Below are 18,981 nucleotides of genomic sequence, written 5' to 3' on the forward strand. Positions count from 1 at the left end.
CCGGCGCACGCGTGCCCAGCTGCCCGCCATCTCAACGCCCCAGAATCGAGCCGAAGTTCGTGCCCGAGCCCAGGAACATGCCGGTAGCGATGAGGATCATCGTGGCCGGGAGCATGAAGACCAGGGTGACCATCGTTGCCTTGGGGATCGTCTTCGCTGCTCGGCGACGGGAGTTCTGGGCGTCCGTGCGGCGCATGTCCGTGGCGAGCTGGATGAGGGTGTCCGCGATCGGGGAGCCCAGCTCCTCGCCCTGCTGCAGCGCCGAGACGAACTGGGCGACCTGCTCGGAGGAGTTTCGCCTGCGCAGTTCGTCGAAGGCCTGGCGGCGGCTGACGCCCATGTCCATCTGGCGCAGGGTGATGTGCAGCTCGTCCGCCCACGGACCCTCGTAGTGGTCGGCGACACGTTCCAGGGCCTGGCGGAAGCCGAGACCCGCCGACACCACGACCGCCAGGACGTCCAGGAAGTCGGGGAGCGTGCGGTCGATGACCTCCTTGCGCTCCCGGATCGCCTGCCAGATCAGGGCGTCGGCGGCCAGCAGACCGAACCCGAGTGCCATCAGGGCGAAGAGGAGCCGGCCGTTGGAGAGGAAGATCAGGAAGAGCAGGGCGCCGAAGACGCCGTACACCGCCCGGCGGGCCGCGTAGCGGTTCAGGGTCAGGCCGCCGGGGTTGCCCGCCATGTCGATACGGCGGCGCTTGGCATCCACGCGGCGGGGGCCCATCAGGCGCAGCACCAGCGGGGCGAAGCGCATACCGAGGCGGTCGACGGCCGAGTCCGCCTTCGAGACACGGGTCCCGCCGACCTCCAGCGCGAGAGCCATGTCGCCGGGGAGCTTGGCCTCGGCGCGGTACATGCGGACACCGAGGAGGAAGCCTCCGACCGCGAGGCCCATCAGCGCGGCGAGCAGCAGAGCTAGCACCGTGATCCCCTTTCCCTCCTCATCGTGTCCTCACGTCCCCATTTCTTCGCTTCCTCGCGTCCTCGCGTCCTCATACTTCGATCTTGCCGAGGCGGCGGATGACGAAGAAACCGATCGTGTAGAGCCCCATGGAGATCAGCACCAAGGTCTGCCCCAGCGGGGAGCCGGTCACCTTGGCCAGGGCGCCCTCGTTCGAGGAGTTGATGAGGAGCAGCGAGCCCAGGCCGAGAAGGGGGACCGTGAACGCGGTCGCGTTGACCTCGGAGAGCATCGTGCGGACCTCGCGGCGGGTCTCCTTGCGGTCCTCCAGGGTCTGGGTGAGGTTCCGCAGGGAGTTGACGACCGAGCCGCCGGCCTTGTTGGACAGGACCAGGGTGGTGACGAGGACGACGAGTTCGCGGGACGGGAGACGTTCGGCCAGCTCACCGAGGGCGTCGTCGACCGAGCGGCCCATCGTCAGCTGGTCGGCCACGCGGGCGAGTTCCTCGCCGGCCGGCGCTTCCAGTTCCTCCGCCGCCATCGCCAGGGCCGTGCGCAGGGCGAGGCCCGCCGCGGCCGCGTTGGCCAGCAGCCGGGCCACGTCCGGAAGCTGGTTGATGAAGCCCTCGATGCGCTTCTGACGCTGCCAGTTGAGGAAGATCGCCGCGCTCCAGATGCCGACCAGGCCCGCGATGGGGCCGAAGAACGGGGCCAGGACGGCGGCCGCGATCAGCCAGAGCGCGACGACCACGGCGGCGCCGTACGTGAAGAACTCCCCCGCCGTCACGTCGAGCCCGGTCGCCGAGAGGCGCAGCTGAATGGTGCGGCCCAGGCGGGTGCGGCGCAGCCGGCGGTCGACGGCGGCGAAGCGGCGGGCGCGGCCGGCGGCGGTGCGCAGGGGGCCGCCGGAGAGACGGTCGACGAGTTCCTGGCGCTGGGCGCGACCGGACGCGTACGTGTGTACGCCCGCGACGGCGAGTGTGCCGCACAGGATGGTGGCGCCGAGGGCGAGCGGGACCGCGTTGTTCACGGCTCGCTCCTCTCTCTCGTGGCTGCTCTCGTGGCTGCTGTCGTGGCTGTTCTGGTGGCTGCTGTCGCGGCTGTTCTCATGGCTGCGGTGGGTCCGGTAGGCGTCATCCGATGGCCTGCCGGGTGTTGAGCGCGTCGATCGGCTCCGCCACCCGGAAGGCGGGCGGCAGCGGCTCGTTGGCGACGTAGAGCTTCTCCGCGACCGAGCGGGGCAGTGGGAGGTGTTCGAAGTAGCCGTGGACGACCCGGTCGGGGCCGGTGGGGCGCGGGACGAAGCGGGTGACGGGCACGATGCGGAACTGTTCGCGGCCGTGCGAGACCAGCAGGGCGATCTCGGTGACCTTGCGGGAGCCGTCGGCGTGCCGGGTGAGCTGGACGACGACGTCGACCGCGGAGTTGATCTGGTCCTTGAGCGCCTCGAACGGGATCTGCACCTCGGACATCGAGCCGAGGGTCTGGAGCCGCATCAGGGCGTCCTCGGCGGAGTTCGAGTGGACGGTCGCGAGGGAGCCGTCGTGGCCCGTCGACATGGCCTGGAGCATGTCGAGGGTCTCGCCGCCGCGGACCTCACCGACGATGATGCGGTCGGGGCGCATGCGCAGGGAGTTGCGGACCAGGTCGCGGATGGTGATCTGGCCCTTGCCCTCCACGTTCGGGGGGCGGGACTCCAGGCGGATCACGTGCTCCTGCTGCAGTTGCAGTTCCGCGGAGTCCTCGATGGTGATGATGCGCTCGTGGGACGGGACGAGTCCGGAGAGCGCGTTCAGGAGCGTGGTCTTGCCCGAGCCCGTACCGCCGCTGACGATGACGTTGAAGCGGGCGCGGACGAACGCGGCGAGCAGCATCAGCATCTGCTCGTCGAGGGAGCCGAGGCCGATCAGCTCCGAGAGGGTGTAGGCACGCGGGAAGCGGCGGATCGTGAGGGTCGGGCCGGTGAGAGACAGCGGCGGGATGATGACGTTGACGCGCTCTCCGGTGGGGAGGCGGGCGTCGACCATCGGGTTCGACTCGTCCACGCGGCGGTTGACGGTGGAGACGATGCGCTCGATGGTCTGCATCAGCTGCTCGTTCGAGGCGAAGCGGAGCGGGAGTTGCTCCACGCGTCCGGCCCGCTCCACGAAGATGGAGTCCGGGCCGTTGACCATGATCTCGGTGATCGACGCGTCGGCGAGGAGGGGTTCCAGGACGCCGAGGCCTAGTGCCTCGTCGACGACCCGGCGGATCAGCTGGGAGCGCTCGGTGGTCGAGAGGACCGGGCCCTCGCGGCTGATGATGTGCCCGAGCACGCGCTCCAGGCGTATGCGCCGCTCGGTCGCCGCGAGGCTCGACATCTCCGCGAGGTCGATCTCCTCCAGCAGCTTGGCACGGTAGACGGCGACGAGGTGTCCGTCCTCGCGGCCGGCTCCGCCCTCGTCGGGGGCAGTGATACGGGCTCGCAGGCTCATGTCTTCAACTCCCTTCCTGCGGGGCTTGGTCCGGCTTCCAGCGGGGCTTGGTCCGGCACGGGGTCAGTCGTCGTCGTCATTGGGCATGGTGGCGCGTTTGGTCACGGTCAGGTCCTCGCCCACGAACGGGAGGAGGAGGGGGACCTGCACGACCACGGTGGCGGTGGTGGTGTCGCCGCCGCCCTTGGGTGCGGATACGGTCGCGTCGATCCAGTCACTCATGGCGGCCTGACCCGCCGCCTCGCCCACGCCGTCCTGCGAGGCGACCCGCGCGGCGGCGCGCGCGCCGGAACCGGCCTGGTTGGCGGCGTATCCGATGAGGCCGAGCTGGATGGTGGCCAGCCCGACGAGCAGGAGGATGGGCAGGAATCCGGCGAACTCCAGCATGGAGACGCCCCGGTCGTCCCGGGCCCTGCGCCACATCCTCCGGAGGACACCCATCAGTCGTCCACCCCTTCCAGAGCCGCGCCCGCCTTGCCCCGGACCTCCCAGCCCGCGTCGAAGCCCGGGAAGAACAGCGGGACCTGGGCGGTGACCGTGGCCCGCATGACCGTGCCGTCTTCACCGCACTCGATGGCCGCGCCCGCCCAGGCGCCCGGCAGGTTCTTCCCGCCGGCCTCCTGGCAGGCGGCACCGTACGCACCCGGAGTCACCGCGTTCGCGGCGGTCGCGGCCCGCGCCGCCTCGTCCGCCGCGTTCCCGGCCAGGGAGTACGTGTAGCCGTACAGCACGCACTGCCACAGGATCGTCATCACGACCAGCAGGATCGGGAACATCCCGGCGAATTCGAGGGTGACCGCTCCCCGGTCGCCTCCCTTGCGGCGGAGGGAGAGGGACCCCTTGTCGGCGGAGGTCTTGCGGCGACGGCCGCCGCCCCCGGAGGGCTGCTCGGCGACCAGCCCCAGCTCGCCGGCGAGGGCCCACAGTGCCTGCTTGACCGTGGAGCGGGCGTCCAGGTCCTGCATGCGGCCCGCGTCCACGACGGACTGGAGTTCCTTGAAGGCGGCGGGGATCGTGGTGCGGACGACCTTGGTGCCGGTGACGCGTTCGACCAGGGAGGGCTGTATCTCCGTACCGCGGGCGAAGCGGTTGACGACCGTGCGGGTCTCCTCGGCCTTGCGGATCTGGAGGCGGTCCCACATCCGGACCATGCGTTTGGCGGCACGGACGGCGACGACGTCGGGGGTGACCAGGAGCAGGGCCTGGTCGGCGAGTTCGACGGCGGCGGCGTTCGCGGCGTTCAGCTGGGCGCCGCAGTCGACGACCACGACGTCGTAGCGGGAGCGCAGCGCGCCCAGGACCTGCCGGGCGACCCGGTCCGTGATCTCCTCGCCGCGCTCGCCCTCGGCCGGGGCGAGGAGGAGTCCGAGGCCGGTCTCGTGGGTGTAGACGGCGTCCTGGAGGACCCGCGGGTTGATGTCGCTGATGGTGGCGAGGTCGGCGATGGAGCGGCGGAACTGCACGTCCAGGTAGGAGGCCACGTCGCCGGACTGGAGGTCCAGGTCGAGCAGGGCCACGGAGCGGCCCGAGGCCTGCGCGGCCAGGGCGAGCTGGACGGCCGTGACCGTCGCGCCGACGCCGCCCTTCGCGCCGGTCACCGTGACGACGGTGCCGCCGGGGCCCGCGTACAGCTCGGGGGTGCCGTTGCCCAGGTGGCGTCGCATGCCGGTGGACCAGGAGGCGGCCGCCTGGACGCGTTCGGCGAGGGCGTCGTAGCCCAGCGGCAGGCCGACGATGCCGCGCGCGCCGGAGTCCATGGCGGCGGTCAGTACGCCCGTGCTGGTGTCGGCGGTGATGAGCACGACGCCGACGGCCGGGAAGCGCAGCACCAGGTCACGGATGACGTCGAGCGCGGGGACGGGCCCGATCCGTTCGTCGACCAGGACGACCTCGGGCAGTTCGTCGAGGGATTCCGCGGCCAGCCGGGCCAGGGTGTCAAGGAGGGCCGTGGTGTCGGCGACCGGCGGGGCGGGTTCGGCGTCGGCGAGCTGGCTCAGGAGCGTGCTGAGCGCGCGGGCCGAGTCGATGTCGCCGACGGCGGGCAGGATGCGGATGGTCATCGGCATGACCTCGCGTGAGACAGCCGGCACAGCTGGGACAACTGGGACAACCTTGTGGGGGCTGAGCTCATCACGGCCTCCTACTTGTCCTCGTCGAGGGTGTACGAGCGGTCTCCGGGAGCGACGGTGGCGTCCGCGCCTCCCGCGATCAGGGCGAGGCGGACGTGCTCGGCGAACGACTCGGCGTACGCGACGCGCTGGGCGTCGGCGGTGTCGAGGGCGAACGTGATGGGGACGGCCTCGTTCGCGGTGCGGCGGCGGTCGTTGCTGGACTGGCCGGGGTCGAGCGCGGTCAGTTTGCCGACGTCGATGACGCGGGCGTTCTCCACGATGACCTTCGACTGGTCCTTGCCGTTGTCGGTCTCGTCCTTGAACGTGGCGTAGATGTTGACCCGCGAGCCCGGGTTGATCTTGCCCGCCACGCCGGTCGCCGCGTCGATCAGGATCGCGATCTCCTGCTGGCCGGCCTCCAGCGCGGGCCGGTCGACGATCATGTCCGTCTGGAGCAGCGAGCCCTCGCGCAGCTGGGTGACGGCTATCTTGCCGCGCACCTGGGAGAGGCTGGTGACCGCGGTGGACGAGAGCCACCGCTCGGGCATCGAGACCTTCTCGAACTGGTCGGACGACAGCTCTTTGTAGGGCGCGATGTCGTTCTTGAGGCGGTATGCCGCGACCTCGGGGCCGACCTTCGAGTTCACGTCGCGGATCACGGAGAGCACTCCGGCGAAGGCTCCCACGGCACACAGGACCGAGAGAACCAGCAGGATGACGCCGCGGCGCTGGCGCGAGTTCACTACATCTCACCTCGTGGGAGCGGTGCCGGGTTCAGGGGGTGTTCGCCGTTATTCACGTGTACGTGCCTGCCGTGCGTGCGTGCCGTACCTGGCGTGCGTGCCGTGCGGACCGTGTGCCGTGTGCTGTGTGCCGTGCGTGACTCACGTAGCCCCTCGGGGCAGGGCGCGTACCGGAGAGGCTGCCCGCGCGGCGGCCCTCGGAAGCTCCTGTGACGAGGTGGGCGGCAACGGCGCCGAGCAGAAACCGCAGCGGTCGCCGATGAGTTCGAGGCCGCACCAGTGGCACTCCTCGCGCCGTACGGACGAGACCAGTTGGTACAGCACGGACACGTCGTGGAGGCCGGCGGCGAACTCGGCGACCTTGCCCGTGCCCCACCAGCGCGCCGAATCGGCGGGCAGCGGCACCGTCGCGACACCCTGTACGCGCCAGGCGGGCGCGAGCGTCCCGGTGAGCCAGTCGGTGGGCAGCAGTCCGGGCGCGACGAGCATCCGTGTCCCGAACTCGGGCCCGGTGAGCTCCTCCTGGCCGACGCGCACCAGTTGGGGCCGCGGCGTGGCCAGTACGGCGAACTGGGCGCCCGGCACCCACGACTTGGCGTGCGACCTGAGCGACACCGGGATCCGGTCGAGCCTGGCCACCGAGTTCAGCAGGGCGCCCGAGTAGATGTAGTGGGCGAGCAGCCGCGCGGAGGAGGCGAGGACGCCGGGGCTGAAGTCGCAGACGGAGAGCTGGCGCAACTGCTGGGCGAGCAGGGCGAGGCCGAGCGGTGGCAGGTCGAGGCCGAGCACCGCGATGCGGTCGCTCTCCAGGACGGAGCGCACGGCATGCAGCCGCCGGGTGACGTCACGCGGTGCGGAGGCCGGGTAGAGCGCGATCACGTACCCGTGCTGCTCGATGAGCGCGTGCATCCCGGTGAGGGAGCTTTCGAGGCTTTCGAGGGGCTGGACGACGGCGGGCGGCGTCTGCCGGTCGTGCGGCGGGAGCACCAGGTCGGAACTGGTGACGGCTATCGCGGTCGGCACGCTGCACACCACCCCGTTCACTGGGACGGAGTGGTCAACCGCCGTCTCAGATTGCCCCTATGTCGCCAGGAATCCCTCACAGAAGGACACAATTTGCCACTGTGGCGTCCTTCCGCAACTGCACCTTATCCACGGCTTGCGCCACTCAACACCTGATCCTTGAGATCGATTCACGCAACGTGCAGCATGATCCACGCAGAGTGAGCCACATATGCCCCAACTCTGGGGCACGGCAGGGGCGTTGGACCCGCCAAAGGTCTTGACAACCCGATTGGTCTGGACCAGCTTGGACAGTCGGCGGTGGCCACCGTGCTCGTCCCCTCCTCACCCCCACTCCCCCACTCCCCCACCGGAGGCCTCAGTGGACCGCGTATCAGGCATGCCCGGACGCAGACGGACCTGGGCGGGCGCCCTCGCCGCCGTACTCGCCGCGTCCGTCCTCTCCTTCGCCGGTGCCGGCCAGGCCTCGGCCGCGGACGTCAACAACACCAAGAACGCCGGTTACGAGTCGGGGCTCTCCAACTGGACCTGTTCGGCGGGCAGTGGCGCCACCGTCTCCTCGCCCGTGCACGGGGGCGCGTCCGCGCTGAGGGCCACGCCGGCCGGGCAGGACAACGCCCGGTGCGGGCAGACCGTGGCAGTGAAGCCCAACTCCCGGTACACGCTGAGCGCATGGGTGCAGGGCGGATACGCGTACCTCGGCGCGAGCGGCACGGGGACGACGGACGTGTCGACGTGGACCCCGGACTCGTCCTCCTGGAAGCAGCTGACGACGTCCTTCTCGACGGGCGCGAACACCACGTCCGTGACCGTCTACACCCACGGCTGGTACGGGCAGCCGTCGTACTTCGCCGACGACGTGTCCGTGTTCGGGCCCGACGGGGGCGGAGGCGGTGACCCCGATCCGGTCGTCCCCTCGGCGCCCGCCGGTCTGAACGTGGCGTCCACGACCGCGTCCTCCGTCTCCCTCGCCTGGAGCCCGGTGTCGGGCGCGAGCGGCTACAGCGTCTACCGCGGTGGTACGAAGGTCTCCGCGGTGACCGGCACTTCGGCGACGGTCACCGGCCTGGCCGCCTCCACCTCGTACTCCTTCCAGGTCACCGCGACGAACACGGCGGGTGAGTCGGCGAAGTCGACGGCGGTCACCGGGACGACCAAGGCGTCCTCGGGCAACGGTGGCACCCTGCCCAAGCACGCGGTGACCGGGTACTGGCAGAACTTCAACAACGGCGCGGCCGTCCAGAAGATCTCCGACGTCCCGTCCCAGTACGACATCATCGCGGTGTCCTTCGCCGACGCCACGACGACGCCGGGCGGCGTGACGTTCAACCTCGACTCGGCCGGGCTCGGCGGCTACACCGTCGAGCAGTTCAAGGCGGACGTGAAGGCCAAGCAGGCCGCGGGCAAGAAGGTGATCATCTCGATCGGCGGCGAGCGCGGCACGGTCGCGGTGAACGACTCCGCCTCGGCGGCGAACTTCGCGAACTCCGTCCACTCGCTGATGCAGACGTACGGCTTCGACGGCGTCGACATCGACCTGGAGAACGGCCTCAACGCCACGTACATGACGCAGGCGCTGCGGTCCCTCGCCGCAAAGGCGGGCTCCTCTCTGGTCATCACGATGGCACCGCAGACGATCGACATGCAGTCCACGTCGAACACGTACTTCCAGACGGCCCTGAACATCAAGGACATCCTGACGGTCGTCAACATGCAGTACTACAACAGCGGTTCGATGCTCGGCTGCGACGGCAAGGTGTACTCGCAGGGCTCGGTGGACTTCCTGACCGCCCTCGCCTGCATCCAGTTGGAGGGTGGCCTCGCCCCGTCCCAGGTGGGTCTCGGCGTCCCGGCGTCGGCCCGCGGCGCGGGCAGCGGATACGTCTCCCCGACGGTCGTGAACAACGCCCTGGACTGCCTCGCCAAAGGCACGAACTGCGGCTCCTTCAAGCCGTCGAGGACCTACCCGGACCTGCGCGGCGCGATGACCTGGTCGACGAACTGGGACGCCACGGCGGGCAACGCGTGGTCGAACGCCGTGGGGCCGCACGTGCACGCACTGCCGTAGGCACAGGCACAGGCACAGGCATGGGTATGGGCGGTGTCAGAAGAACTCCGACCAGGGCTGGTCCCAGACCTGCTTCACGCACAGGACGATGAAGAGCAGGCCCGCGATCGTCAGCATGGCGTTGCTCAGGAGGCCGTTGCGCCACTCGGGTGGCGTGCGGGAGGAGTTGAGGAGCCAGACCAGGGTGAGGGCGAGGAAGGGGAGGAAGGCCGCGCCCAGGACTCCGTACAGGATGATCAGGCGGAAGGGCTGGCCCTGGAAGAGCAGGACCATGGGCGGGAAGGTCAGCCAGAGGAGGTAGGCGCGGAACGGCCAGGACTTCTCGTGCGTGCCGGACGCGACCTCCTCACCCGAGGCGACCTCCCCGCCCGGCGCCACGTTCGCGCCCTTCCCGCCGGTCCCGCCGGATGCGGCGGACCCACCGGATGCGGCGGATGCGGCGGCGCGGTCCTTGCGGTAGCGCTCCACGAAGTCCGCGAACATCAGGCTCACACCGTGCCAGACGCCGATGAGCGAGGTGAAGGACGTGGCGAAGAAGCCGATGAGGAAGAACTTGGCGGTCGCCGTGCCGTACTCGTCCTCCAGGATGTCGCCGAGCTGGATCAGGCCCTTGTCGCCGCTCGCGATGGCGATGTTGGAGGAATGGAGCATCTCGGCACCGACGAAGAGCATGGCGACGACGAAGATGCCGGTGGTGATGTAGGCGACGCGGTTGTCGAGCCGCATCACCTTCATCCAGCCGGTGTTCGTCCAGCCCTTCGCGTTGACCCAGTAGCCGTACGCGGCGAGCGTGATCGTGCCGCCGACGCCGCCGATCAGGCCGAGCGTGTTGAGGATCGAGTCCTTCTCGTCCGGCAGCACCGGCAGCAGGCCCGCGAACGCCTCGCCCAGGTGGGGGGTGACACGGATCGCCAGGTAGACCGTGACGACGAACATGACGCCCACCAGGACGGTCATGACCTTCTCGAAGACCGCGTACTTGTTGAACCAGACGAAGACCAGACCGACCAGGCCCGTCAGGATGGCCCACCACTTGAGGCCCATGACGTCCGGGAACAGGGCCTGCAGGGGCAGGCCCGAGGAGGACATGGCCGCCGCCCCGTAGACGAAGCCCCAGATCACGACGTACACGACGAAGAACCACGACGTCCAGCGGCCCAGGCTCGCCCAGCCGTCGAAGAGCGTCCGGCCGGTGGACAGGTGCCAGCGGCCGGCGGCCTCGGCGAGGGAGATCTTGACGAGGCAGCCGATGACGGCGGCCCACAGGAGGGTGTAGCCGAAGTTCGAGCCCGCGATCAGTGTGGCGACGAGGTCACCCGCGCCCACGCCGGTCGCGGCGACCACGATGCCGGGGCCGATGTACTTCCAACTGGATTTGCGGGGGCCGGAGGCACCGGAGACGGCCTCCCCCGATGTGCCCGGACCTGGTCCTGGTCCCGCCGTGCTTCCCGAGCTGCCCGTGGTGTTTCCCGAGGTGTCCGCCATGCCGATCAAGAAAGCGCAAAGAGACCCGGGACACAAGAGGGCGTGCGCCGATCGCCACTCGATGTGCACAGCGTGAACTGCCTGGTTGGGTGGTGGGAGCGGCACTTTTTCGGCCTGTTCCCGGCGCCGACTTCCTGTCTGCACTTGACCCGAACATGCCATGGCTCCACGATGAGCGCCACACCGCACACGAGTCACACAACTCGCACACAGAGTCCCGTCGACACCTTCGGCGGTCGGCCCCGGCACGTCGCACCGGTCCGCCCCGCTCCAATCCCCACAATCCGGTGATCCCGGAATTTCTGGAGAAACCAGGAGAATCCATGCGACTTCGCAACAGCAGACGTGGTCGGCGCACCGCCGCCCTCGCCACGCTCCTCACTCTGGCACTCGCGGCCCCGGTCGCAGCGACGACGAGCGCGAGCGGCGCCCCCGGCGCGGCTCCCGCCTCCGACACGGACGAGATCCGCCAGTACGAGATCCAACTGCACGGCAGCACCTCGGCCACCCGCACGGCGATCGCGCAGACCGGCGTGTCGATCGACTCGGCCGACGAGGAGACCGTCGTCGTCTCGGGCCGCGCGTCCCAGGCGAAGAAACTGCGGCAGCTCGGGTACGAGGTCTCGTCGCTCGGCGCCGCCCCGGACCGGTCGAGCGCCGCGGACGTCGGCGTCCTCGACTTCCCCTCCGCCGACTCGCGCTATCACAACTACGCCGAGATGAACACGGAGATCAACCAGCGGCTGGCCGCCTACCCGGGCATCATGAGCAAGCGCGTGATCGGGAAGTCGTACCAGGGCCGGGACATCGTCGCGATCAAGATCAGCGACAACGTCGCCACCGACGAGTCCGAGCCCGAGGTCCTGTTCACCCACCACCAGCACGCCCGTGAGCACATGACCGTGGAGATGGCGCTCTACCTGATGCGCGAGCTGGGCGCCGGGTACGGCTCGGACTCCCGGGTCACCAACATGGTGAACAACCGCGAGATCTGGATCGTCCCGGACCTCAACCCGGACGGCGGCGAGTACGACATCGCGACCGGCGCGTACCGCTCATGGCGCAAGAACCGCCAGCCCAACAGCGGCAGCACGGCCGTCGGCACGGACCTGAACCGCAACTGGAACTACCGCTGGGGCTGCTGCGGCGGCTCGTCAGGTTCCACGTCGTCCGAGACCTACCGGGGCCCGGCGGCCGAGTCGGCGCCCGAGGTGAAGGTCGTCGCCGACTTCGTACGCAGCCGGGTCGTGGGCGGCAAGCAGCAGATCAAGGCGGGCGTGGACTTCCACACGTACAGCGAACTGGTGCTGTGGCCCTTCGGCTACACCACCGCGAACACCACCACCGGTATGACGGCGGACGACCGCAACGCCTTCGCCGCGGTCGGGCAGAAGATGGCCGCCAGCAACGGCTACACGCCGGAGCAGTCGAGCGACCTCTACATCACGGACGGGTCGATCGACGACTACCTGTGGGGCAGCCACAAGATCTTCTCCTACACCTTCGAGATGTATCCGACGTCCAGTGGCGGGGGCGGCTTCTACCCGCCCGACGAGGTCATCGAGCGGGAGACCGCCCGGAACCGGGATGCCGTGCTGCAGCTGCTGGAGAACTCCGACTGCATGTACCGGTCCATCGGCAAGGAGGCGCAGTACTGCGGTTGACCTCCGGTCGGCCGCGGTGGAGTGAGGTTGAGGGGAACTGCGGGCCCGTCGTGGCTGGTCGCGCAGTTCCCCGCGCCCCTTACGGGGCGCTCTCCTCGGCGGGTTCTGCTTCCGCGTCGTCCTCGAAGTAGGTGTCCAGGACCTCGTCGAGGCCGGTCTCCCACTCCTGGAAGCGTGATCTGGCCGTCGCCTCGATCTCCAGCGGGTACCAGCGCCGGTCGGCCGTGTGCACCGTGATGGTGAAACGCTTCCCGAAGCGCGGGGACTCGGTCTCGACGGCGCCGATCTCGTCCCAGCGGAACTCGGCCTCCTGGTCGTCCAGGCTCAGCCGTACGCCACGGTGGTCGGCGAGGATCTTCGCGCGGCGGTCGGAGGCCTCGAAGACGGGGCCGCCCTCCGGAGCCTCGGCCTCAGACCCTTCCGACTCCTCGGGCTTCTCGTCCGAGGGCTTCTCGTTCGAGGGCTTCGCGTCCGCGGACTTCTCGTCGGAAGCCTCGGTCTCGGGTTCCTCCTTCGCGACCGAGCCCTTGGAAACCGAGTCCTTGGAAACCGGGACCTCGGAGGCCGCCTCTTGTGCGGCGGTCTCCTCGGCGGTTTCCGGGGATTCGGTTTCCGGCTCGGTCTCCTTCGGCTTGGCGCCGTCGGGCTCGGCGGGGCGCGGGCCCGTGATGCCGGGCACGAACGCCGGGTCGATCGCGGCGCCTTGCAGGGGCGGGATGTTGGGTCCTATGCGCTGCTCCACAGCGGGCAGTATGGTCGACAATCCTGTGCCAGGAACAGTCGGGCTCCGCTTCGTCCCGCTACATCGTTATATGAAGACGCTCAGCAACGCCGCCATCGCGAAGCCCGCCACCGACAGCACCGTCTCCAGGACCGTCCACGACTTGAGGGTGTCGCGTTCGGAGATGCCGAAGTACTTGGCGACGATCCAGAAGCCGCCGTCGTTCACGTGCGAGGCGAAGATCGAGCCGGCCGAGATCGCCATGATGATCAGCGCCAGATGGGCCTGCGAGAGGTCCTGGCCCTCGACCAGCGGGACGACGATGCCGGCGGTGGTGACGATGGCGACCGTCGCCGAACCCTGGGCGACCCGCAGCACGACGGAGATCAGCCAGGCGAGCACGATGACCGGCAGCCCCACGTCGTTGAAGGTGTCGGCGAGCGCGTCGGCGATGCCCGAGCCCTTCAGCACGGCGCCGAAGATACCGCCCGCGCCGACGACCAGCAGGATGTTGCCGACCGGCTTGAGGGACGAGGTGGACACCGTCTCCAGGGACTTGCGGGACCAGCCGCGCCGGATACCCAGCAGGTAGTAGGCCATGAGCAGTGCGATCGTCAGCGCGACGAAGGGGTGCCCGAAGAACTCGATGACCGAGCGGAGGGTCGAGGGGTCCAGCGCGATCGAGGAGAAGGTCGCGGCGAGGATCAGCAGCAGGGGCGTACCGATGATGAGGAACACGGTGGGCAGCGGGACCGGCTGCTCCGCGTAGTCGTCGTCCGCGGCGCCGGAGAGCCCGGCCTGGGCGGTCGCGACGGTGCCGGTGCCGGTGCCCTTGTCGTCGCCGGCTCCCTTGCCTGCGCCGTTGCCGGTGCCGTTGCCGTTGCCGTTGCCGGCGGTGGCTCCCGTCGAGCGGGCGGCGGCGCGGCGTGCGGCGCGCTCCTCGGCGACGGCGGCCTTCGCCTCGTCCGCGGCCTCCAGCATGTCCTGCGGTACGGGGACGAAGAGGCGGTTGCCGATCCAGGCGGCGTACGCCCAGGCGGCGAGCACGGCCGGGATGCCGACGACGATGCCCATCAGGATGACCCAGCCGAGGTCGACCTTGAAGAGTGCGGCGGCGGCGACCGGGCCGGGGTGCGGCGGCAGGAACGCGTGGGTCATCGACAGGCCCGCGAGCAGGGGCATGGCGTACAGCAGGATCGACTTGCCGGAGCGCTTGGCGGCGGCGTAGACGATCGGTGCGAGGACGAAGATGCCGACGTCGAAGAAGACCGGGATGCCGAAGATGAGGCCGGTGAGGCCCATGGCGAGCGGGGCGCGCTTCTCGCCGAAGAGGTTGAGCAGGCGGGTGGAGAGTGCTTCCGCGCCGCCCGACACCTCAAGGATCGCGCCGAGCATCGTGCCGAGGCCGATGATGATCGCGACATGGCCGAGGATGCCGCCCATGCCCGACTCGATCATCGAGACCGAGGTCGACTTCTGGACGGTGCCGAAGAGTTCGGTGACGGAGAGGCCGGCCGACAGGCCGACGGCTATGGAGACGGCGAGCAGCGCCACGAACGGCTGGAGTCTGACCTTGATGATCAGGACCAGCAGCAGAACGATGCCGAGGGCCGCGACGGTCAGCAGCCCTGCGGTGCCGTCCAGGAGGAGCAGCAGGCCGCCTGTGTGGGGTGGGATCTCGGGGGCTGGTGGTGCGGCTGCGAGGAGCGGTGACATGAGGAGGTCCTCTGCTTGGGGGCATGGTGTTTTTGAGCAGGGGGTATCGCCGTACGTCGTGCGGGGTTGTGTAGGGGCGCGCGTGGGGACGCGTATTGGGGGCGCGTATTTGGGGCGCGTATTTGGGGCCCCGCACCCCTGAAGGGCGCGGGGTGAGGGTCAGCTGTCCAGTACCGCCAGGGCGTCGATCTCGATCAGCAGGCCCGCCGGGAGGCCCACGTACACGGTGGTGCGGGCGGCCGGGGGCGCGGTGAGGCCCTGGTCCGCGAAGTACGCGTTGTAGATCGCGTTCATCTCGGCGAAGTGGTCGACGTCCGTGAGGTAGACGCGGATCATCATCGCGTCGTCCCAGGAGGCGCCGCCCTCTTCGAGGATGGCCTTGACGTTGGCCAGCGTCTGGAGGGTCTGCTCGCGCAGGGTGGGCCCCGCGGGCGTCGGCGGCTGCCCCTCGACGGCGGGCAGGAAGCCGACCTGGCCGGCGACCTGGAGGATGTTCCCCTTCTTGACGCCGTGCGAGAACCTGGCGGGCGGGGTGGTGTGGGTCTTGGGGGTGAGGGCGGTCTTCTCGGTCATGAGCTGGTTTCCTTCGTAGGGGTCTTGCCTGAGTACTCGCCGCTGATGGCCTCCGCCGTACGGCGGACCAGCGGAAGCAGGGTGAGGAGTTCGTCGGCGGTGACGACGACGTTCGGGGCGGAGACGGACATGGCGGCGACGACCCGTCCGTCGGTGCCGCGAATCGGCGCGGCGACGCAGTTGATGGACTCCTCGTGGCCTCCGAGGTCGGTGGCCCAGCCCTGTTCGCGCACCTTGTCCAGCTCCCGCAGGAAGGCGGGCGCGCTGGGGGTCGAACGGGACGTGTACATGGGGTAGTCGAGCTTGTCCGCGACGTCGCGGCGCTCGGGCTCGGGCAGGTCGGCGAGCAGCAGCTTGGCGACGGCGGCGACCGTGATGGCCACGGGTTTGCCGATCCGCGAGTACATGCGCACCGGGTAGCGGCTCTCGACCTTGTCGATGTAGAGGACCTCGCCCTCCTCGTGCACGGCGAGGTGGACGGTGTGGCCGCAGCTCTCGTTGAGGCGTACGAGATGGGGATGGGCGATCTCGCGGACGTCGAGGTTCTCCACGGCTTCCTGGGCGAGCGCGAAGAGGCGGGCACCCAGGCGGTAGCGCTGGTCGGACTGGCGGTAGACCAGGCCGTGTTGGTGGAGGGTACGGAGCAGCCGCAGCGCGGTGGATTTGTGGACGCCGAGCCGCTCGGCGACCTGGCCCAGGTCGGCGGGGCCTTCGGCGAGCAGCGGCAGGATGCTCAGCGCGCGGTCGACGGTCTGGCTCATGGGGTGGGTACCTCCTCCTGGGCCCGGTCTGCGGCATGTGTCCGTGTCCAGCCGGGGCCGAGTCGAAGTGTCCCCCACGCGTCGTCGTCCAGGGCGGCGAGGCGGTCGGCGTGGTCGCGGGCGGGAGGTGCGCCCAGGTCTCCGGGGACGGTGAGGGCGGCGGCGGCCATGAGGTGGCCGTGGCGGAGGCGGTGGCCCGGGGGGAGGCCGCGGAGTGTCGCCGACAGGAAGCCGGCGGCGAAGGCGTCGCCCGCGCCCACCGGGGCGACCACGTCCACGTGCAGGGCGGGGACGAAGGTGGTCGTGTCGTGCGGGGAGGTGGGCCGGTGCCGCCTCGTGGTGGGTTCGCCGCCCTCGCGTGGTGAGGGGTGCGGGTGCGCGCCGGGGGGTGTCCGTCCTCGGTCTGGCGCGGAATCGGGGGTTTGAGAAGAGCGGGCTGTTGACGCGCCATCCGCTGCGGGCGGGCACCCCCCGGCACGCCCCCTCGCCTCCGTACGCGGGTGCTGGTGCGTGGGGCCTGCCGTCTCGAAGACCGTGGCGCCTCGGCTGCCGTCCTTGACCACCAGTACGCGTGGCTCCGGGAGTGCGGCGCGGACTGCCTCCGGGCCGCCCGTGATGCCCCAGGCGGCCTCGGCCTCGTCCTCGCCGACGAAGACCAGGTCGGCGCCGCGGGCCAGGGTGAGAAGGGTGGTGCCCGCCTCGGAGGTGTCGGGCCACAGGCCCTCGCGGTAGTTGACGTCGAACGAGATCAGGGGGCGGCCGGGGCGGGGAGTCGTCAGGGTCGTCAGGAGGGCCAGGCAGTCCGCGGAGAGGGCCGCCGTGATGCCGGAGAGGTGGAGCACGCGGCCCGAGTCGAGGGCGTCCAGGTCCACGGTGGCGGGGGCCATCGCCGAGGCCGCGGAGCCCGTGCGGTAGTACGCCACCTCGTGGGCGTCGGTGGCCCGGTCCCCCGCCGTGCGGAAGTAGACGCCGGTGGGGCGGGAGGGGTCGCGGCGTACGGCGGAGGTGTCCACGCCGTACGCCCCGATCGCCTCCAGCAGGTGGTCGCCGAAGCCGTCCGCGCCGACGCGGCCGACCCACTTCGCGGTGTGCCCGGCGGCGGCCAGTACGCAGGCCACGTTGGACTCCGCGCCTCCGATCGCGCGCTCGAAGGACGGTACGTCGGCGAGGCGGCCCGGGCGGGAGGGGAGGAAAGTGACCATGGACTCGCCGAGGGTGACGACCTCCACGGCGGCCGGAGGACGCGTGGTGTCGTGTGCGGTGCCTTCGGGCGGTCCGGTGGGGGTCACGATGGCTGAGGCTCCTCGTCGCTGTCGCGGGTCCGGGCGGCTCCGTTGACCCGACGCTGGCCGAGATGTTAAACAGCAGTAGCGCGATATGCAATGACCGTTGCAAGGATTGCAACGTCACTGACCAGGGAGGCTCCCATGGCTGCCGACTCCGCAACCAGCTCCGCCGCCGACTCCGCGACCACCGCGGAACGTCTCGCCGCGCTCGCGGACGAGCGGGTCGACCACCGCTTCAAGGGCCTCCCGCCCGACGCCGAGGGCCTGACCGTCGGCGAGCTGACCGCTCAGCGCCGCAACCTCTTCAGTGGTGGGTTCACCACTCCGCTGCTCGCCCTCTCGGCCGAGCGGCTCGATCACAACCTGCGGCTCATGGAGACGTACGCGGACCGTCATGGCCTTGTCTTCGCCCCGCACGGCAAGACCTCGATGGCCCCCCAGCTCTTCCAGCGGCAGATCGAGCACGGCGCCTGGGGCATCACCCTCGCCGTGCCGCACCAGGTGCGGGTGGCCCGGGCCTTCGGCATCCAGCGCGTCTTCCTCGCCAACGAGCTGGTGGACCCGGCCGCTCTCGGCTGGATCTCGGCGCAGCTCGCCGCCGACCCCGGCTTCCGCTTCCTCTGTTACGTCGACTCCGTGCGCGGCGTCGAGCTGATGGACGCCGCGCTGCGCGGGACCTCACGCCCGGTGGACGTCGTCGTCGAACTCGCCGCGGGTGAGGGCGCCCGGACCGGTGCCCGGACGGAGGCGGAGTGCGCCGCGGTCGCGGACGCGGTGGCCGGCGTGGACACGCTGCGGCTGGTGGGCGTCGCGGGGTACGAGGGCGAGGTGCCGGACGCGGACCCGGAGCGGGTGCGGGCGTGGCTGCGCCGGCTGACCGCCCTGGCCGTGGAGTTCGACAAGGCGGGGCGCTTCTCGTCCGCCGGGCTGGACGAGATCGTGGTGAGCGCCGGGGGCAGCGCCTGGTTCGACGCCGTGGCCGATGTCTTCGCCGGGCTTCCCGAACTCTCGCTGCCGGCCTGCAAGCTGCTGCGCTCGGGCGCGTACGTCTCGCACGACGACGGTCACTACCGCGAGGTGACCCCCTTCACCCGGATCCCCGAGGAGGGCGCCCTGCACCCGGCCTTCCGCCTCTGGGCGCAGGTCGTCTCCCGCCCCTCGCCCGAGCAGGCCTTCGCCAACGCGGGCAAGCGCGACGCGGCGTACGACCTGCATCTGCCGGAGGTCCAGGTGGTGCGGGCGGACGACGGCGAGCGTCCGGCGGACGGCATCACCGTCACCGGTCTCTCCGACCAGCACGCCTGGATCCGTACGGACGAGGGCACCGGGCTGCGGGTCGGCGACTGGGTGAGTATGGGGCTCTCGCACCCCTGCACCTCCTTCGACAAGTGGCAGCTGATCCCGGTGGTGGAGCAGGACGGCACGGTCGTCGACTACATCCGCACCTACTTCTAG

16 protein-coding genes are annotated in these 18,981 nt (G+C 70.2%); 3 read left to right on the top strand and 13 right to left on the bottom strand.

What is annotated here, in order from left to right; all coding sequences use genetic code 11:
- Positions 1-31: 31 nt before the first annotated feature.
- The 7 genes from AB0D14_RS25670 to AB0D14_RS25700 all read right to left on the bottom strand — a co-directional run bounded on the left by AB0D14_RS25670 (position 32) and on the right by AB0D14_RS25700 (position 7,252).
- Complete coding sequence (locus AB0D14_RS25670) at positions 32-922, bottom strand: DUF5936 domain-containing protein (protein WP_362783125.1); 891 nt, start codon at positions 920-922, stop codon at positions 32-34.
- A gap of 70 nt (positions 923-992) precedes the next feature.
- Positions 993-1,931, bottom strand: a complete 939-nt coding sequence (locus tag AB0D14_RS25675; RefSeq protein WP_362783128.1) for a type II secretion system F family protein — start codon at positions 1,929-1,931, stop codon at positions 993-995.
- Positions 1,932-2,034: 103 nt separating this feature from the next.
- Positions 2,035-3,375: a CpaF family protein gene (locus AB0D14_RS25680; protein ID WP_362783131.1), complete on the bottom strand. Its 1,341-nt coding sequence runs from the start codon at positions 3,373-3,375 to the stop codon at positions 2,035-2,037.
- A gap of 63 nt (positions 3,376-3,438) precedes the next feature.
- On the bottom strand, positions 3,439-3,816 hold the full coding sequence (locus tag AB0D14_RS25685) for a TadE/TadG family type IV pilus assembly protein (RefSeq protein ID WP_362783134.1): 378 nt from the start codon (positions 3,814-3,816) through the stop codon (positions 3,439-3,441).
- A complete protein-coding gene (locus AB0D14_RS25690; RefSeq protein WP_362783137.1) occupies positions 3,816-5,435 on the bottom strand; it encodes an AAA family ATPase in 1,620 nt (539 codons plus the stop codon). Before AB0D14_RS25690 ends, AB0D14_RS25685 begins: the two co-directional genes overlap by 1 nt.
- 80 nt (positions 5,436-5,515) lie before the next feature.
- Positions 5,516-6,229: a Flp pilus assembly protein CpaB gene (gene cpaB / locus AB0D14_RS25695; protein ID WP_362783140.1), complete on the bottom strand. Its 714-nt coding sequence runs from the start codon at positions 6,227-6,229 to the stop codon at positions 5,516-5,518.
- Positions 6,230-6,370: 141 nt separating this feature from the next.
- Positions 6,371-7,252, bottom strand: coding sequence for a hypothetical protein (locus AB0D14_RS25700; protein ID WP_362783142.1), 882 nt, complete (start codon positions 7,250-7,252; stop codon positions 6,371-6,373).
- Between the two features lie 379 nt (positions 7,253-7,631).
- Between AB0D14_RS25700 and AB0D14_RS25705 the strand changes: the two genes are divergently transcribed.
- Complete coding sequence (locus AB0D14_RS25705) at positions 7,632-9,320, top strand: glycoside hydrolase family 18 protein (protein WP_362783144.1); 1,689 nt, start codon at positions 7,632-7,634, stop codon at positions 9,318-9,320.
- A gap of 36 nt (positions 9,321-9,356) precedes the next feature.
- Here the strand turns inward: AB0D14_RS25705 and AB0D14_RS25710 are convergent, their stop codons facing one another.
- Positions 9,357-10,805, bottom strand: a complete 1,449-nt coding sequence (locus tag AB0D14_RS25710) for an Nramp family divalent metal transporter (protein ID WP_362783146.1) — start codon at positions 10,803-10,805, stop codon at positions 9,357-9,359.
- 323 nt (positions 10,806-11,128) lie between these two features.
- Here AB0D14_RS25710 and AB0D14_RS25715 point away from each other — a divergent pair, with 323 nt between their 5' ends.
- Positions 11,129-12,469 (top strand): M14 family metallopeptidase, encoded by a 1,341-nt coding sequence (locus AB0D14_RS25715; protein WP_362783149.1) that lies wholly within the window; start codon positions 11,129-11,131, stop codon positions 12,467-12,469.
- Positions 12,470-12,548: 79 nt separating this feature from the next.
- On the opposite strand, the gene AB0D14_RS25720 is transcribed toward AB0D14_RS25715, so the two are convergent.
- From AB0D14_RS25720 to AB0D14_RS25740, 5 genes are all read right to left on the bottom strand, one after another.
- Positions 12,549-13,211 carry a hypothetical protein gene (locus AB0D14_RS25720; RefSeq protein ID WP_362783152.1) on the bottom strand — a complete coding sequence of 221 codons (663 nt, stop codon included), beginning with the start codon at positions 13,209-13,211 and terminating at the stop codon, positions 12,549-12,551.
- Positions 13,212-13,277: 66 nt separating this feature from the next.
- Positions 13,278-14,906 (bottom strand): SLC13 family permease, encoded by a 1,629-nt coding sequence (locus tag AB0D14_RS25725; RefSeq protein WP_362783154.1) that lies wholly within the window; start codon positions 14,904-14,906, stop codon positions 13,278-13,280.
- Positions 14,907-15,065: 159 nt separating this feature from the next.
- Positions 15,066-15,479: a RidA family protein gene (locus AB0D14_RS25730; protein ID WP_362783157.1), complete on the bottom strand. Its 414-nt coding sequence runs from the start codon at positions 15,477-15,479 to the stop codon at positions 15,066-15,068.
- Positions 15,476-16,240 carry an IclR family transcriptional regulator gene (locus AB0D14_RS25735; RefSeq protein WP_362783159.1) on the bottom strand — a complete coding sequence of 255 codons (765 nt, stop codon included), beginning with the start codon at positions 16,238-16,240 and terminating at the stop codon, positions 15,476-15,478. The genes AB0D14_RS25730 and AB0D14_RS25735 overlap by 4 nt, the downstream gene beginning before the upstream one ends.
- Positions 16,237-17,469: a sugar kinase gene (locus AB0D14_RS25740; protein ID WP_362783394.1), complete on the bottom strand. Its 1,233-nt coding sequence runs from the start codon at positions 17,467-17,469 to the stop codon at positions 16,237-16,239. The genes AB0D14_RS25735 and AB0D14_RS25740 overlap by 4 nt, the downstream gene beginning before the upstream one ends.
- 198 nt (positions 17,470-17,667) lie before the next feature.
- Here AB0D14_RS25740 and AB0D14_RS25745 point away from each other — a divergent pair, with 198 nt between their 5' ends.
- Complete coding sequence (locus AB0D14_RS25745; RefSeq protein WP_362783162.1) at positions 17,668-18,981, top strand: amino acid deaminase; 1,314 nt, start codon at positions 17,668-17,670, stop codon at positions 18,979-18,981.

It is taken from the genome of Streptomyces sp. NPDC048484 (assembly GCF_040651415.1).
GTDB lineage: Bacteria > Actinomycetota > Actinomycetes > Streptomycetales > Streptomycetaceae > Streptomyces.

Excerpts from the sequence above, each read along its gene's own strand:
- AB0D14_RS25680 (WP_362783131.1), bottom strand. The coding sequence starts at position 3,375 with ATGAGCCTGCGAGCCCGTATCACTGCCCCCGACGAGGGCGGAGCCGGC.
- AB0D14_RS25685 (WP_362783134.1), bottom strand. The coding sequence starts at position 3,816 with ATGGGTGTCCTCCGGAGGATGTGGCGCAGGGCCCGGGACGACCGGGGC.
- AB0D14_RS25690 (WP_362783137.1), bottom strand. The coding sequence starts at position 5,435 with ATGACCATCCGCATCCTGCCCGCCGTCGGCGACATCGACTCGGCCCGC.
- AB0D14_RS25705 (WP_362783144.1), top strand. The coding sequence starts at position 7,632 with ATGCCCGGACGCAGACGGACCTGGGCGGGCGCCCTCGCCGCCGTACTC.
- AB0D14_RS25710 (WP_362783146.1), bottom strand. The coding sequence starts at position 10,805 with ATGGCGGACACCTCGGGAAACACCACGGGCAGCTCGGGAAGCACGGCG.
- AB0D14_RS25715 (WP_362783149.1), top strand. The coding sequence starts at position 11,129 with ATGCGACTTCGCAACAGCAGACGTGGTCGGCGCACCGCCGCCCTCGCC.
- AB0D14_RS25725 (WP_362783154.1), bottom strand. The coding sequence starts at position 14,906 with ATGTCACCGCTCCTCGCAGCCGCACCACCAGCCCCCGAGATCCCACCC.
- AB0D14_RS25730 (WP_362783157.1), bottom strand. The coding sequence starts at position 15,479 with ATGACCGAGAAGACCGCCCTCACCCCCAAGACCCACACCACCCCGCCC.
- AB0D14_RS25735 (WP_362783159.1), bottom strand. The coding sequence starts at position 16,240 with ATGAGCCAGACCGTCGACCGCGCGCTGAGCATCCTGCCGCTGCTCGCC.
- AB0D14_RS25745 (WP_362783162.1), top strand. The coding sequence starts at position 17,668 with ATGGCTGCCGACTCCGCAACCAGCTCCGCCGCCGACTCCGCGACCACC.